General features: G+C 68.8%; 14 protein-coding genes. 5 read left to right on the top strand and 9 right to left on the bottom strand.

Annotation, left to right across the window (positions count from 1 at the left end; all coding sequences use genetic code 11):
* Window positions 1-2: 2 nt before the first annotated feature.
* Window positions 3-530, top strand: coding sequence for a ferritin (locus AB0J62_RS23990; RefSeq protein ID WP_363875082.1), 528 nt, complete (start codon window positions 3-5; stop codon window positions 528-530).
* 36 nt (window positions 531-566) lie between these two features.
* Here AB0J62_RS23990 and AB0J62_RS23985 read toward each other — a convergent pair whose 3' ends face one another.
* Complete coding sequence (locus AB0J62_RS23985) at window positions 567-2,546, bottom strand: DUF2207 domain-containing protein (RefSeq protein WP_363875079.1); 1,980 nt, start codon at window positions 2,544-2,546, stop codon at window positions 567-569.
* A gap of 200 nt (window positions 2,547-2,746) precedes the next feature.
* Between AB0J62_RS23985 and AB0J62_RS23980 the strand changes: the two genes are divergently transcribed.
* Window positions 2,747-4,873, top strand: coding sequence for an elongation factor G-like protein EF-G2 (locus AB0J62_RS23980; protein ID WP_363875076.1), 2,127 nt, complete (start codon window positions 2,747-2,749; stop codon window positions 4,871-4,873).
* Window position 4,874: 1 nt separating this feature from the next.
* On the opposite strand, the gene AB0J62_RS23975 is transcribed toward AB0J62_RS23980, so the two are convergent.
* The 3 genes from AB0J62_RS23975 to AB0J62_RS23965 form a co-directional block, all read right to left on the bottom strand.
* Window positions 4,875-6,125 (bottom strand): tetratricopeptide repeat protein, encoded by a 1,251-nt coding sequence (locus AB0J62_RS23975; RefSeq protein WP_363875073.1) that lies wholly within the window; start codon window positions 6,123-6,125, stop codon window positions 4,875-4,877.
* A 115-nt stretch (window positions 6,126-6,240) separates the two neighbouring features.
* Window positions 6,241-7,116 (bottom strand): tetratricopeptide repeat protein, encoded by an 876-nt coding sequence (locus tag AB0J62_RS23970; protein WP_363875070.1) that lies wholly within the window; start codon window positions 7,114-7,116, stop codon window positions 6,241-6,243.
* Window positions 7,113-7,547, bottom strand: a complete 435-nt coding sequence (locus AB0J62_RS23965; RefSeq protein ID WP_363875067.1) for a hypothetical protein — start codon at window positions 7,545-7,547, stop codon at window positions 7,113-7,115. The genes AB0J62_RS23970 and AB0J62_RS23965 overlap by 4 nt, the downstream gene beginning before the upstream one ends.
* 63 nt (window positions 7,548-7,610) lie before the next feature.
* On the opposite strand from AB0J62_RS23965, the gene AB0J62_RS23960 reads away from it, so the two are divergent.
* The gene (locus AB0J62_RS23960; RefSeq protein WP_363875064.1) at window positions 7,611-8,015 is read left to right on the top strand and encodes an HIT domain-containing protein; all 405 of its coding nucleotides are present in this window, start codon (window positions 7,611-7,613) and stop codon (window positions 8,013-8,015) included.
* Here the strand turns inward: AB0J62_RS23960 and AB0J62_RS23955 are convergent.
* From AB0J62_RS23955 to pgsA, 3 genes are read right to left on the bottom strand one after another with little or no spacing between them, the layout of a single operon-like run.
* Window positions 8,008-9,105 carry a glycosyltransferase family 4 protein gene (locus AB0J62_RS23955; protein WP_363875061.1) on the bottom strand — a complete coding sequence of 366 codons (1,098 nt, stop codon included), beginning with the start codon at window positions 9,103-9,105 and terminating at the stop codon, window positions 8,008-8,010. The genes AB0J62_RS23960 and AB0J62_RS23955 overlap by 8 nt on opposite strands.
* A gap of 10 nt (window positions 9,106-9,115) precedes the next feature.
* Window positions 9,116-9,985: a phosphatidylinositol mannoside acyltransferase gene (locus AB0J62_RS23950; protein ID WP_363875058.1), complete on the bottom strand. Its 870-nt coding sequence runs from the start codon at window positions 9,983-9,985 to the stop codon at window positions 9,116-9,118.
* Window positions 9,986-9,987: 2 nt separating this feature from the next.
* A complete protein-coding gene (gene pgsA, locus AB0J62_RS23945) occupies window positions 9,988-10,650 on the bottom strand; it encodes a phosphatidylinositol phosphate synthase (RefSeq protein WP_134099440.1) in 663 nt (220 codons plus the stop codon).
* A gap of 108 nt (window positions 10,651-10,758) precedes the next feature.
* Here pgsA and AB0J62_RS23940 point away from each other — a divergent pair, with 108 nt between their 5' ends.
* Window positions 10,759-11,700 carry a hypothetical protein gene (locus AB0J62_RS23940; protein WP_363875054.1) on the top strand — a complete coding sequence of 314 codons (942 nt, stop codon included), beginning with the start codon at window positions 10,759-10,761 and terminating at the stop codon, window positions 11,698-11,700.
* A gap of 91 nt (window positions 11,701-11,791) precedes the next feature.
* A complete protein-coding gene (locus AB0J62_RS23935; RefSeq protein WP_363875051.1) occupies window positions 11,792-12,709 on the top strand; it encodes a hypothetical protein in 918 nt (305 codons plus the stop codon).
* Window positions 12,710-12,723: 14 nt separating this feature from the next.
* Here the strand turns inward: AB0J62_RS23935 and AB0J62_RS23930 are convergent, their stop codons facing one another.
* On the bottom strand, window positions 12,724-13,296 hold the full coding sequence (locus AB0J62_RS23930; RefSeq protein ID WP_363875048.1) for an HIT domain-containing protein: 573 nt from the start codon (window positions 13,294-13,296) through the stop codon (window positions 12,724-12,726).
* Window positions 13,293-15,314 (bottom strand): threonine--tRNA ligase, encoded by a 2,022-nt coding sequence (gene thrS / locus AB0J62_RS23925; protein ID WP_363875045.1) that lies wholly within the window; start codon window positions 15,312-15,314, stop codon window positions 13,293-13,295. The genes AB0J62_RS23930 and thrS overlap by 4 nt, the downstream gene beginning before the upstream one ends.
* Window positions 15,315-15,461: the final 147 nt, after the last annotated feature.

The raw sequence follows: 15,461 nt of genomic DNA, 5'->3' as shown, positions 1-15,461 counted from the left end.
CCATGAGCACGTACGAAAAACTTCTGCAGGAGCAGATCCGTAACGAATTCACGGCGTCACAGCAGTACGTGGCAGTGGCTGTCTGGTACGACGAGCAGGACCTGCCCCGGCTGGCTTCGCACTTCTACAAGCAGTCCCTGGAAGAGCGCAATCACGCGATGATGATGGTGCAGTACCTGCTCGACAACGACATCCGGCCGCAGATCCCGTCGGTGGGCGAGGTCGAGTCCGACTTCAAGACCGCGCTCGAGCCGCTCGAGCTCGCGCTGGCACAGGAGATCACCGTCACCAAGCAGATCGAGACGCTGGCCCGGACCGCGCGGGACGAGAGCGACTACATCGGCGAGCAATTCATGCAGTGGTTCCTCAAGGAGCAGGTCGAGGAGGTCGCCGCGATGAAGACCCTGGTGAACGTGGCCAACCGGGCCGGCGAGAACCTGTTCCACCTCGAGGACTTCCTCGCCCGCGAGGTCGTCGCCCAGGCCGCGAGCGACCCGACGGCTCCGGTGGCCGCCGGTGGGACCGTCTGACGGTCGTCGCTCCGACCGCGCGCAAGGCGGCGCCGCCTACCAGCTGCCGCCGCCCCCGCCGCCGCCTCCGCCGCCGGAGGACCCGCCGCTGAAGCCTGACGAGCTGCCGCCTCCTCCGCCCGAGCTGGACGGTGTGGGCGGCGGGTCGAAGGTGCTCGCGAGGGTCGCGCCCACCGCGCCCGCGGTCCAGCCTGACGTGTAGTAGGACGGACCGTAGTACCAGACCGGGTCCGGCGTCAGCCGGCCCGCGGCCACGAGCTGCTCGCACACCCGCTGCCAGCGGTCGGCGATCCCGAAAGCGATGGCCCAGGGCAAGTACTTCGAGAAGATGTCCTCGCCCTCCTCGAACCGCAGCTGGTCCGCCTCGGCCGTGGCCAGGTACTTCTCGAAGCCGACCAGCTGGTCGGTCACCGCTCGTCCGGCCGGGTTCCGTTGCCCGCGGCCACGGATCCCGATCCAGATGCCGATGGCAACGATCACGGCGATCACCGGGATCGCGATCACCACCGCCCGGCCGGCACCGCCGGTCGCCGCCGCGGTGATCGTGCCGGCGAAGCCCGCGCCGACCACCCACAGCCCGATCATGGCCATGCAGGCGCATCCGAAGCCGCTCTTGAACGGCGATCCGCCGCCGGCCCGCGGCATCCGCAGGTACCACCCGCGCTGCTTCACCTGCTCCCGCAGCGCGGCGATCATCGCGTTGTGCGCGTTCCGCATGGTGTTGTCGCCGACGGCACCGCGCTGGAGCAGCACCTCCGAGCCCGGCTGCAGCGTCGGGAACAGCCCGGACATCAGCGCCTGCTCGTGCGGTGCGGTCGCGACCGCCGGGTTCAGCAGAACGGCCTTCTGCGAGTCACCGGTGTTGTCGATCCGTACGCCGCCGCGCACCGCCATGTCGATCAGCGTCGCCGCGGTCTCGACCGTGGTGGCCTTGGCGTCGATCAGCAGGCCTCCCTCGGCGACCGGGATCCTCGGGGGCGAGAACGCGACCGGAATCTGGTCCTTGCTCAGCTCGTCCTTCACCGGCTCGGCCGCAACGCCGTCCGGCGGGAACGTGCCCGGCGGCATTCCGGCGTACCGCTGGTCCTTGTTGCCGAACTTGGCGTAGACGGCGGCGAGGACGATCGAGACCGCGGTGACCACGCCGGCGCCGATGAGCGAGAGCCAGGACAGCCCGTTGCGCTCGAGCCAGTTCGGCGGGTCGACCAGGATCGGGGTGTCGTTCTGTACGGCGCCCGCGGTGATGCCGGCGACGATCGTGAGCTGCTGTCCGCGTTCGAGCTGGGAGGCGCCGAACACGCCGCGCTGACCGACGATGGACTTCTGCGGGCACGTCTGCGTCGACCCGGCCACACCTGCGAAGCAGTCGACCCGGGTCACGCCCTGTGGGACTGTGGCGTTGACCGTCACCTGGTTGATCACTGCGGACCAAGCGCTGCCGGTCGCGTCCCAGTACAGCTCGCTGTGGTCGGCGAAGTGCCGCAGCGCACCGCGTACGTCGTACGAGATCACGTACGTCGCCTCGTTGCCGGGGACCGTGCGGTCCGCCGAACCGATCTTGATCTGGGTGTTCTGGTTGCGCTGGTTGTTCTCTTTGAACGTCTGCGTGGTGAACTCGGTGCTCACTCCGGGCGTCGGCGAGGCGACCTTGATCTCCGAGACCTGATACTCCTGGTCCTTCGAGTCGTCGTCCTTGTACGGCTCGCGGGTGACCAGGTCCCGGTAGATGCCGTGCCGGCCGGTGCTCCCGAAGACGTAGTCGATCGTCTCCTTCACCTGCAGCACGCCGTCAGCCGTGACGGTGTAGTCGATCCGGAAGTTCCTGATCTCGTCACCGGCGTCCGCCGTCCCGGCGCTCGCCGGTACCGCGAAACCGGCCAGCGCCAGAACGGCGAACAACGTGCTGACGACGACCCCGAGTGCCCTAGAGCGCGTCTCCCGATTCCACGCCGTAGCGAGCAGGTGCTCGGCGGAGTGCCTCGGCGTGCTGGAGCGGAGGGGTCGATGCGGTGCCATCGTTCCCTTCGCTCCAGCACGGCGAGGTGCCCGCCGAGTGCCGCGCAGTAGGCGTGGGATCGGGAGACGCGCTCTAAGCATGGCGGCGACACTACAGAGCGCGAGGGTCCGGGAGTGGGAGGCGGTCACGAATCCGCGACCTGAAGACTCTTGTGCGAAGTGTCTGTTAGGGGAATCGTGGGTGGACCAGGAGGAACGTCATGGCAGACAAGACGAATGCTTCCCAAGGCACCGGAGCCGCGCCCGCTGTGGACAGTCCGGCCGCCATCCGCAATGTGGTCCTGGTCGGCCCGTCGGGCTCCGGCAAGACCACCCTCGTCGAGGCCCTGCTGGTGGCCTCCGGAGTCCTGAACAGACCCGGCACCGTCCTGGACGGAACCACGGTGTGCGACTTCGACGACGCCGAGCTCCGGCAGCAGCGCTCGGTGGGCCTGTCGCTCGCCTCGCTGCCGCACGACGGCGTCAAGGTCAACCTGATCGACACCCCTGGGTACGCCGATTTCGTCGGCGAGCTGCGCGCCGGCCTCCGCGCCGCGGACTGCGCGCTGTTCGTCGTCTCGGCCAGTGAGGGCGTCGACGAGCCGACCAAGGCGGTCTGGCAGGAGTGTGCGCAGGTCGGGGTGCCGCGAGCGGTCGTGATCACCAAGCTCGACCACGCCCGGGCCAACTACCAGAACGCGCTCGCCACCGCGCAGGCCGCCTTCGGCGACAAGGTCCTCCCGCTCTACCTGCCCGCTGGTGACGGGCTGATCGGGCTGCTCTCCCAGACGTACTACGGCTATTCCGGAGGCAAACGTTCGACCTCGGCGCCGGATGCGGCGTACGCCGATGAGATCGAGGAACTGCGCGGCACGCTGATCGAAGGAATCATCGAGGAGTCCGAGGACGAGTCGCTGATGGACCGTTACCTCGGTGGCGAGGAGATCGACCAGAAGGTGCTGATCGAGGACCTCGAGCGGGCGGTCGCCCGCGGCTCGTTCTTCCCGGTCATCCCGGTCTGCAGCGCCTCCGGCATCGGCACGTTCGAGCTGCTCGAGGTGATCACCAGCGGATTCCCGTCGCCGCCCGAGCACACCATCCCGGACGTCTTCACGCCGCACGGTGTCGCCCGTAAGGGGCTGACCTGCGACCCGGACGGTCCGCTGCTCGCCGAGGTGGTGAAGACGACGTCGGACCCCTACGTCGGCAGGGTCAGCCTGGTGCGGGTGTTCTCCGGCACCATCAGGCCCGACACGACGGTTCACGTGTCGGGCCATTTCACGTCGTTCTTCGGTGAGCACAACTCGCACGAGGACCACGACGAGGACGAGCGGATCGGCGCGCTGTCGTTCCCGCTCGGCAAGACCCAGCGCCCGGCCGGTCAGGTGGTCGCCGGTGACATCTGCGCGATCGGCCGGCTGACCCGGGCGGAGACCGGTGACACGCTGTCCGACAAGGCGGATCCACTGCTCCTGAAGCCGTGGAACATGCCCGAGCCGTTGCTGCCGATCGCCGTCCAGGCGCACGCGAAGACCGACGAGGACAAGCTCGGGGTCGGGTTGCAGCGGCTGGCGGCCGAGGATCCGACACTGCGGATCGAGCAGAACCCGGAGACCCACCAGATCGTGCTGTGGTGCATGGGCGAGGCGCACTCCGATGTCGTACTCGACGCTCTGTCCAGCCGGTACGGCGTGACCGTCGACACCGTGGAGTTGCGGGTGCCGCTGCGGGAGACCTTCGGCGGGAAGGCGAAGGGCCACGGGCGGCATGTGAAGCAATCCGGGGGCCACGGTCAGTACGCCGTCTGCGACATCGAGGTGGAGCCGCTGCCGGAGGGATCGGATTTCGAGTTCGTCGACAAGGTGGTCGGCGGGGCGGTGCCGCGGCAGTTCATCCCGAGCGTCGAGAAGGGTGTGCGGGCCCAGATGGAGAAGGGCGTGGCCGCCGGGTACCCGATGGTGAACATCCGGGTCACGCTGCTGGACGGGAAGGCGCACAGCGTCGACTCGTCGGATATGGCGTTCCAGATGGCCGGCGGGCTCGCTCTCCGCGAGGCGGCGGCCGCTACGCACGTCAGCCTGCTCGAGCCGGTGGATCTGGTCTCGGTGCTCGTGCCGGACGACCTGGTCGGCGCGGTGATGAGCGACCTGTCCGGGCGGCGCGGGCGGCTGCTCGGCACGGACAAGGTCGGCGACGACAAGACGCTGGTGAAGGCCGAAGTACCGCAGGTGGAGATCACTCGCTACACGATCGACCTCCGGTCCTTGTCCCACGGCGCGGCGACGTTCAGCCGTCAGTTCTCCCGTTACGAGCCGATGCCGGAATCGGCCGCGGCCAAACTGAAATGAGTTAAGGCTTGAGGCGGCGGCGTACGTCGCGGGACTTGAGGTACGCCGCCACATCGTCGTACCGCTCGCTCTGGTTGGCGAACTCGATGTACGAACGGACGCGGTGCAGCCAGTCGAGCGTCGACGGCTTCACCGCGGCCAGCGCCTCGGTGAGATGACGCATGTCCAGCGGCGGCTCGCCACCGCTGGTGAGCGCCTCGTCGATGACCTTGTCCACGCCGCGCTCGATCAGCGCCCGCAGATCCGCACCGCTGAACATAGGTGTCTGCGCGGCGAGCGCCTTCACATCGAGGCCGTCGGCCGGCACGTCCTTGGTCAGCACGGTCAGGATGTCCGCGCGGGCCGGCTCGTCCGGCGGCGGTACGAAGATCACCCGGTCGAAGCGGCCCGGCCGGAGCATCGCCTCGTCGACGTCCCACGGCGCGTTCGTCGCGGCCAGCACGAGCAGGCCGTCGTTCTCGGAGCCGATCGCGTCGAGCTCCTGCAGCAGTACGTCGACCAGCCGCCGCGCCTCGGACCCGCCGTGCTTGTGCCGCGCGAACGCCAGCGCGTCCAGCTCGTCGAGGAACAGCACGCACGGCCCGTTGGCGCGGGCGCGCTCGAAGGCAGCGTGCAGATTGCGCTCGGACACCCCGAGGTACGGGTCCATCACGTCCTCGATCCGGACGTTGATGAACGGCAGACCGCACTCCCCCGCCGTCGCCCGCGCGAGCAGCGTCTTGCCGCAGCCGGGCGGGCCGTAGAGCATCACTCCGCCGCCGGACTTGCGCCCGTACTTCTCGTACAGTTCCGGGCGGCTCAGCGGCAGGATCACCATTCGGTGGATCACCCGCTTGATCTCGTCCATCCCGCCGACCTGGTCGAAGGTGGTCGTCTCCTTCGCGGCCTCGGCGCTCAGCGGATCCGCCTCCGCCTCGGGACCGACCTTGATCCGTACGCCACTGCGCTCGGCGATCATGCCGTCGACGAGCTGCTGCAGCCGACCCGTCCCCTCGACGACACCTTGCTGGCGGGCAGCTTCGAGCAGGTTCCGCAGCAGTGCGAGCCGTCCGTTCGCCGCGGCCAGCTCGCCCACCGGTACGAACTGGTCGTCGGGAAGACCTTGCTGGTCAAGCAGTACGACGTACTGGTCGAGCGCCTCCTCGTGCTCACCCGCCGTGGCCAGCGACTCGGCGAGGAGCAGCCGCAGCATCACGTCGTCCGGGCTCGCCTCGACAGCCTTGCGCAGCGCGCTGATCCGGTCGCCGGTCATGGGGCCTCCCGGCCTGGACTGAGGAGCGGAGGGAGCGAAGCGACCGGAGCGACGAGGGAAGGCCGGGAGCAACAGCCCCAGGACCCCCGCGACGGAGTCGCGGCATTCAACACAGTCATGAGCCCCACTTTCGGTTGATCCAGCGGCGGACCAGCGGTGGGACCACCCACGAGTACACGCAGAACGCCAGCCAGATCATGGCGAACGCGAACGACACCGGCGCGAGACCCACGGCCCGGACGCCGTAGATGATCGCGACGACACAGATCCAGACGACCAGCGGATTCACCCGGGAGAACGGGCGCAACGGAAGCATCAGCGGATGGTTGATCAGCTTCGCCTGGCGGGCCGCCGCGCGCAGGTCGGCGTCACCAGGTTGGGACGCCGCTGCGGAGGCGAGTGAGGTGTAGCCGGACCGCGAGTCGCCGGTGAGCATGGACGCCGTGCCGTGCAAGGCCCGCGCGTTCGGGTCCTCTGGGTCGTGCGCCAGGGCCTCCGTGCTGTGGCGATGCATGTCGCGGTCCTTCCCGAGCGCGAACGCGACCTGCGCACGAGCCGCCGAGACCGCCGCGCTCTCCGGCGCATGGGACGCCGCGCGCTCGACCAGTGCACCGGCCTTGTCGGCCTGGCCGGCAGCGAGGCAGACGCGCGCGTAACCGAGCAGGAGATCGGGATCGTTCGGATCGAGGCTCAGCCCCTGGAGGAACGCGGCCTCCGCCTCGGGCAGGCGCCCCTCGGAGCGCAGGGCCGAGCCGAGCATGTGGAGCAGCGCCGGGAACGGGCCGTGCTGCGCCAGGCCGTCACGCAGTACGCCGACAGCCTCGGCATTTCGGTCGAGAGCGTGCAGAGCGGCGCCGCGGAAAAGGTACGCGCGGTAGTCGAGGGCCGTCTCGCCGGTCAGCCCCTCGAGCTCGTCCAGGGTGCGCTGCGGGTGGCCGATCCGCAGCCAGTGCGCCGCCATCTGCAGACGCGCTTCACTCGGTTCGTTCATCGGATCACCGTCACCAGGAGCAGGATCAGACCCTCTGTCACAGCCCCGGCGATCGTGAGCCCGATCCCGACGGCCCAGAGCGAGCCGTAGTCCGTGCCGCGGAGCTGGAACGCACGGTCCATCGGGCGTTGCAGCCGGAGCTGGACCATGAAGCACAGCACCGCCACCACGCGTGAGCTGACCTGCAGGCTCTCGCCGTCGAGCAGGACGAACAGGGCAACAACCGCGATCAGGCCGACGAGCCCGGTCAGCAGGATCAGTCGGCGTTTGGCCGCGTCGACACCGAGCCGGCGCGAGTTCAGGAAGGCGACGGCCGTCGATGCGATCACGCCGCCGAAGAAAGCGACGTACGCCTGGGACATCAGCCGCCAAGGGCGCACGGACATGTCCACACCCGCGCCGATCGTCGGGCGCAGAAGTTCGTCCGGCATCGGGCTCCTCGGGTGGACAGGCTCGGCACCATGTGATGCTCGCGCAGTGTATAGCCTGTGCCGATGAGCGAGAACTGCATCTTCTGCGGGATCGTGGCCGGAACCATCCCGTCGACCCAGGTGGCGTCCGACGACCGCGCGATCGCGTTCATGGACATCAACCCGGCGACCCGCGGTCACCTTCTGGTGATCCCGCGGACCCACTCCACCGACCTGCGTGAGGCGTCCGCCGAGGACCTGATGGCCGCGACCCTGCTCGCCCAGTCGCTGGTCGGCCGGGTGATCGAGCGTCTCGACGCCGACGGCGCCAACTTGCTCAGCTGCATCGGCGCCGACGCGTGGCAGTCGGTGTTCCACACCCACCTGCACGTGATCCCCCGCTACAAGGACGACCCCCTCCAGCTCCCCTGGCACCCGACGTCAGGAGACCTGGAAGAGATCAACGCCACCGCAGCGAAGCTCACCTAGCCACCAGCTCGTACACGGACAGCAGCTCCGGGAGCAGCACCGACCAGTCGTACTGCGGTACGGCGACGAGGCCCGCGGTGCGGAGGCGTTCGCGGTCGTCGGGGCGCCGGAGCAGGCGCAGGACGCGGGCAGCAAGCTCGGCGGAGTTGCCCGGCTCGAACAGCTCCCCCAGGCGGCCGCCGTCCAGGACCTGATGGAATGCGGGCAGATCGCTCGCGACTACGGGTGCGCCGGCGGCCATCGCTTCGAGCAGGACGATGCCGAAGGACTCGCCGCCGAGGTGCGGCGCGACGTACAGGTCTGATCCGGCGAGCATGTCGGCACGTGCCTCGTCGTCGATCGCGCCGAGAAACAGAACGTTCTCCCGGTAGCGCGGCGGTAGCGAGCGTCGGGCCTCGTCGGCCTGTCCCGAGCCCGCGACGAGCACCTTCAGGTGCGGGCGTTCGGCGAGCAGCAGCGGTACGGCGTCGAGCAGTACGCCGAGGCCCTTGCGCGGCTCGTCCAACCGGCCGAGGAAGCTGATCGTGCCGTCCGGGCCCATCCACTCCGGTCGCGGGATGCCCTTGAACCGGGCGGTGTAGAGGCCGTTCGGGATGACGACGGCCTCACCGCCGACGTGCTGGACCATCATCGAGCGGGCGTTCTCGGACACCGCGATCCGGGCGTCGATCTTCTCCAGCGCGGGGCGGAGCAGGCTCGACGCGACACTCATCGCGCGGGAGCGGACCTGCCAGGTGTGGAACGTCGCGACGAACGGCCCGTCTGCCGACCAGAGTGCGATGATCGACGCGCTCGGCGTGGTCGGCTCGTGCACATGGACCACGTCGAAGTCCCCGTCGGCGAGCCAGCCCTTCACGCGAGCCGCCGTACGCGGGCCGAACGTCACCCGCGCGACGGACCCGTTGTACGGCACGCCGACTGCGCGACCCGACGAGACGACGTACGGCGGGACCTTGTCGAAGTCGTCGACCGGCGCCAGGACCGAGATCTCGTGGCCGAGCGAGAGCAGCGCATCGGCGAGATCGCGGACATGGTTCTGCACTCCGCCGGGCGTGCCCAGCGAGTACGGGCACACCACGCCGATCCTCACAGGATGATTCTCACCCCTGCAGGAAAATCCTCTGCAGCATGTGCCAGTCCTGCGGGTGGGCGGCGATGCCGATCGCGAACGCGTCCGCGCAGCGCTGGGTCATCGCGGCCGCGCCGCCGTCGGGCTCGATCGCGTCGTGGAACGTGATGACGAGGTCCGGGCCGTCGTAGTGCAGCGTCGCCGGGATCAGCGGCGCGCCGGTCTTCAGGCTCAGCGCGGCCGGGCCGACGGGCATCCGCGACGGGCGGCCGAAGAACGTGACCGGGATACCGCGTTCGGACAGGTCCCGGTCGGCGACCAGGCAGACGAAGCCGCCGGCCCGTAGCCGGTCCGCGAGCACGGCGGTCACGTCGTCCTCACCGCCGGTCAGCGGAAGGACCTCCATGCCGAGCTTCTTGCGGTACTCGATGAAGCGGTCGAAGAGCGACTCCGGCTTGAGGCGTTCGGCGACGGTCGAGACCGGCATCCCGGTCAGGCCGGCCCAGGCGCCGGCGTGGTCGTAGTTCGCGAGGTGCGGGAGCGCGCAGATCACGCCGCGTCCGGCCGCGTGCGCGTCGCGGAGCAGCTTCTCATTGACTGTGCGGACGCTGTTGACGATCTCCTCGTCCGACCACTCCGGCAGCCGGAACGTCTCCTGCCAGTAGCGCAGGTACGAACGCATACCAGCCCGCACGAGCGCGTCCAGCTCGGCTTCGGTGGCCTCCGGGCGTACGACGGCCAGGTTGCCGCGCAAGCGCCGTACACCTCGGCCGTTGCGGCGGACCGTGCGATCAGCGGCCTGGCGGAACAGCCAGGTGACGGTGCGTTCGGGCAACCGTCGTACCAGGGTCCAGGCGAGCGCGAAGGCCGCGTCGACCGCCCGCTGCTTGAGACCCTCCATCGTCAGTCGTTCTTAGGCTCCGCCGGCGGCGGGGTGTCCAGACCCGCGTTCGCCGGGTCGGCCAGGACCTGCTTCCGCACCGAGAGCGACCGCTGGACGACGGTGATCGTGCTCGCCGCGGCGACGTACCAGATGACGATCTCCAGCAGGATCGGCAGGTTGAACACGTCCGAGAAGAACGCCAGGATCAGCGTGAACACGAGCCGGTCGGCGCGCTCGGCCAGGCCGCCGCTCGCCTTCAGGCCGAGGCTCTCCGCCTTGGCCCGGGCGTACGACGTGACCGCGCCCATCACCAGCGCCCACAGCGTCACCGCGGCCATCAGCGTCGAGTTGCCCTCGTGCGAGTTCGCGTAGTACATCACCAGGCCGCCGTAGATCGCGCCGTCGGCGATCCGGTCCAGCGTCGAGTCGAGGAACGAGCCCCACTTCGACGACGTACCCGACGTCCGGGCCATGTAGCCGTCGATCAGGTCGGAGAACACGAAACAGGTGATGACCACCACGCCGAGCCACAGCTGGCCGCGCGGGAAGAAGATCAGCGCGCCGGCGGACACACCGATGGTGCCCACCAGCGTGACCATGTCGGCGGTCACGCCGAGCTTGAGCAGGAGGGTGGCGATCGGCGTGATCACCTTGGTCCAGAACTGCCGGAATCTGTTAAGCATGGCGACGCGATCGTAGTCCAGACGCGTCACCATCCGGTGACATGCCACTCGATTCCACCTGCATGGGACGTGAATCCGCGCAATGCTGGACGCGAGGAGGTGGGTGGGATGCGTCTGCTGGCCGGCGTGCTCGTGCTGCTCATGGCCAGCGGCTGTACGGTCGCCCAGCGCGCCAACGACTCGCGGCCGCCTGCCGTTCCTCCGACCGCGGTCGTGCCGACCGTCATCGCGCCTCAGCAACCCGAGGGCCTGGACGGTACAGCGGGGGCGCCCGGACCCCAGGTCTGTACGGCGATCACGCGCACGCTGGCCACGAAGCTCCGGGTCCCGGTCACCGCGAAGCCGAACGCCTGGAACGACGGCGGCCTCCCCGCGATGGACCTGTGCACGCTGTTGCTGGAGGACCGGGCCGTGACGGTCGGCGTGAGCGCTCTGCCCAGTCAGCCCGACACCCTCAGCCGCCTGATGGACGGTGCCGGCGCGCTCGAGGCCTTGCCGGAGCTCGGACCGGAGGCATTCATCGCGGGCTCGCGGCTGGTCTTCCACGTGGGCGACCGGGCCGTGCGGATCACGCCGGCGGGTGGGATCGATCGCAGTAACGCGGACGGGATCGACCGGGCGAAGGCGGTCGCGATCGCGCTGGCCGTGCGGGACGCCGTACCGAAGAATCGTCGTCCGGCCCGGCAGTCGGACGAGACGTGTCAGCTGTCGACTCCGCAGGCGGAGCAGTTCGTCCGGCTGCAGGTTCAGCTGCGGCGCGACTATCGGGTGAAGGGCGCGTTGACGTGCATCTGGGGGACGTTCGACGCGACGGTGTCGATTGTCGAGGCGTTTGACCAAGCGACGATCCCGGAGTCGCAACGCGTGCCGCCGCCTCGTTTCGCCCCGATCGGCCAGCCCGGCTACTACCTTCCCGAGGCCGGCGAACTCGTCTTCCGGCAAGGCCGCCGCGTGGTCCGCGTCTCCGCGCTGACGAACCCGCCACGCGAGGTCACGCTGGACGAGCTGACCACCATCGTCGATCCGATGCTGCCGCTGTTCCTGCGCTGATCCTGCGCTGTCCTGCGCTGAGAAGTACCTGAGAACTTTCCGGTCCAGTCCGGCGTCCCACCACCAACGATCATCACAGGGGGTGGTGGTAATGCGCACGTTCGCGAAGTACGGCGGATTGATGGCCGCCGGAGTGCTCACCACGGGACTGCTCACGTCGGTTACGGCGACGGCGGGGCAGGGCAGGATCATGGCGCCGTGCACGATCTCGGTCGGTTCGGTGACGGCCGGCGGGGATCATCGGATGCAGACGTTCTCCGCGACGGCGCCGGTGACGAAGATCGCCGACAAGATCGTCGGGAAGGACATCTTCGCCGACGGTCAGACGAGGCTCAGTGCCGCAGTCCGGTACGGCCCGGGTGAAGGGTCGGAGTTGCACACCGGTCAGACCGTCGTCGGATCGGTCCTCTACGACGTCTCGTACCGCACGCCGGTCGGTGGCGGAACCGTGTCGCAGAAGGTGCTCGCCCGCGTCGGGCCGGGATGGCAGAACTACCGCAGCCTCGACCGGTCGAGCTACGGCAGCCGGACGACCGAGTGGTCCCTGCGCAACGACGGGACGATGGAACGCCGGACGGTGAAGACCGACGCCAACGGCCACCTGTACCGGCACCACGACGGGTGGCAGTCGAACTTCCGCGGGGTGAAGGGTCTGGCGTTGATCAGCCAGACAGCGACGTACGACACGTTCCTGATGACGCACAGCACCGGCCGGCTGTACACCGCGCGGTTCCCGGTGGCCGGCGGGCACATCATGCAGTCGACGGTGAAGCCGATCCGGATGTCGACCTGGCAGGTGTTCGAGACCCTGGTCGCGGCGCCGTGCGGTCAAGGCTCGACCGTTCTCGCGATCGACAAGGACACCGGCGCCGGCTACCTGTACTCCGTTGGCCATGCCAACGGTCTGGCGACCGTCATCAAGGGTCTGGGCAAGGTGCCGGGCAGCTTCACGGACCCGGCGTACTTCAGTTGGCACAAGTACACCGACCCGAAGCTCTTCGGGGAGTAGCGACTGATCCGGATTTACGGCCAGGATTTGGCGAGTAGGGCTCTGGTGTCGGCCAGGAGCTGTGGGAGGACCTTGGTGCCGGCGATCACGGGCATGAAGTTCATGTCGCCGGCCCATCTGGGGACGACGTGCTGGTGCAGGTGCGCAGCGATGCCTGCACCAGCGACCTCGCCCTGGTTCAGGCCGATGTTGAAACCTTGCGCGCCCGACACGCTGCGGATCGCCTGCATCGCCTGCCGGGTCAGCTCGGCCACGTCGGTGACCTCGGCCTCGGTCAGCTCGGTGTAGTCGGCAACGTGCCGGTAGGGCACGACCATCAGGTGGCCCGGGTTGTACGGGTACAGATTCAGGACGGCGTACGCCGCGTCGCCGCGATGCACGATCAGCCCGTCCGCGTCGGGCAGCCCCGGCAGCCGGCAGAACGGGCAGCCCGATCCGGCCTCGGAGCTGGTCGGCTTGTTCTCGCCCTCGATGTAGGCCATCCGGTGCGGCGTCCACAGCCGCATGAACTCGTCCGGCTCCCCGACCCCGTCCTGCCGCACCAGCTCCTCCGGCTGGTACGGCGAGTCCGGGTGGTCCGGTGTCATACTTGGACGCGCTTCTTGACGGCCTCGACGATCTCGGTCACCGCGTCCGCGATCGGCACGCCGTTCTTCTGCTCACCGTTGCGGTAGCGGAACGAGACCGAGCCGGCCGCCATGTCGTCGTCGCCGGCGATCAGCATGTACGGCACCTTGGACTTCTGGGCGTTGCGGATCTTCTTCTGCATGCGGTCGTCGGACGCGTCGACCTCGACCCGGATGCCCTGCGCCTTCAGCTGCTTGGCGACCTCGAACAGGTAGTCGACATGCCCGTCGGTGATCGGGATGCCGATGACCTGGACCGGGGCGAGCCACGGAGGGAAGGCGCCCGCGTAGTGCTCGGTCAGCACCGCGACGAACCGCTCGATGGAGCCGAACAGCGCCCGGTGGATCATCACCGGCCGCTGCCGCGAGCCGTCCGGCGCGGTGTACTCGAGCTCGAACCGCTCGGGCAGGTTGAAGTCCAGCTGGATCGTCGACATCTGCCAGGTCCGGCCGATCGCGTCCTTGGCCTGGACCGAGATCTTCGGGCCGTAGAACGCCGCGCCGCCCGGGTCCGGGACCAGCTCCAGACCGGAGCCCTCGGCAACTTCACGGAGCGTCTCGGTGGCCTCCTCCCAGACCTCGTCGGAGCCGACGAACTTGTCAGGGTTCTTGGTCGAGAGCTCGAGGTAGAAGTCGTCCAGGCCGTAGTCGGCGAGCAGGCCGAGCACGAAGGTCAGCAGGTTGCGCAGCTCGTCGCGCATCTGCTCACGGGTGCAGTAGATGTGCGCGTCGTCCTGGGTGAAGCCGCGGGCGCGGGTCATGCCGTGCACGACACCGGACTTCTCCAGCCGGTAGACCGTGCCGAACTCGAACAGCCGCAGCGGCAGCTCGCGGTACGACCGGCCGCGGGCCGCGAAGATCAGGTTGTGCATCGGGCAGTTCATCGGCTTCAGGTAGTAGTCCTGGCCCTGCTTGCGGATCTGCCCGTCCGCGCCACGCTCCTCGTCCAGGTGCATGGGCGGATACATGCCGTCGGCGTACCAGTCGAGGTGGCCGGAGGTCTCGAACAGCTGCGCTTTGGTGATGTGCGGCGAGTAGACGAACTCGTAGTCGTCCTCCACGTGCCGCTGGCGGGAGTAGTCCTCCATCACCTTCCGCAGGACGCCGCCCTTGGGGTGGAACACCGCGAGTCCCGAGCCGATCTCGTCCGGGAAGCTGAACAGGTCGAGCTCGGTGCCGAGCTTGCGGTGGTCGCGCTTGGCGGCCTCCTCCAACCGGTTCAGGTAGGCCTTCAGCTCGTCGCGGGACTCCCACGCCGTGCCGTAGATGCGCTGGAGCTGCGGGTTCTTCTCGCTGCCCCGCCAGTACGCCGCCGCGGTCCGCATCAGCTTGAAGTTGCCGAGGTATCCCGTGGCAGGCACGTGCGGGCCGCGGCAGAGGTCCTTCCACGCGACGCTGTCGTCGCGGCGGACGTTGTCGTAGATCGTCAGCTCGCCGCCGCCGACCTCGACACTCGCGCCCTCGGCCGCGTCGGCCGCCGAGCCCTTGATGCCGATCAGCTCGAGCTTGTACGGCTCGGAGGCGAGCTCTTCGCGGGCGTCGTCGTCGCTGACCACCCGGCGGCTGAACCGCTGCCGCTCCTTGATGATCTGCTGCATCTTCTTCTCGAGCTTGGTCAGGTCTTCCGGCGTGAACGGCGTCGGCACGTCGAAGTCGTAGTAGAACCCGTTCTCCACCGGCGGGCCGATGCCGAGCTTGGCGTCCGGGAACACGTCCTGCACCGCCTGCGCGAGCACGTGCGCGGTCGAGTGCCGGATGATCGCGCGGCCGTCCTCGGAGGCTGCCTTGACCGGCTCGATCTCGTCGCCGTCGGCGACGACCCGGGACAGGTCGCGCAGCTCACCGTTGACGCGGGCGGCGATGGCGGAGCGGTCCTGACCGAAGATCTCGGCGAACAGCTCCCCGATCGTCGTCGTCTCGGTCACACTCCGCTCAGCCTCGCCCTCGACGCCGACCAGATGGACCTTGACTTCCGACACAGTGCACTCCTTGGTTGCGCGTTCCCGGCCGATTGCCGGTCACGCCACAGATGGTATCGACATCGCGACGCCGACCCGACGGCGTATCCACAGGCCCGCCGTACCTGACGAAAGTCGGGGGTCGGGCCAGCCGTTGGTGCGATGTGC

This window comes from Kribbella sp. NPDC049584, from assembly GCF_040675555.1.
Classification (GTDB): Bacteria; Actinomycetota; Actinomycetes; order Propionibacteriales; family Kribbellaceae; genus Kribbella.
The sequence above is the reverse complement of the archived record's forward strand: the minus strand, read 5'-3'. Positions and strand labels throughout refer to the sequence as shown.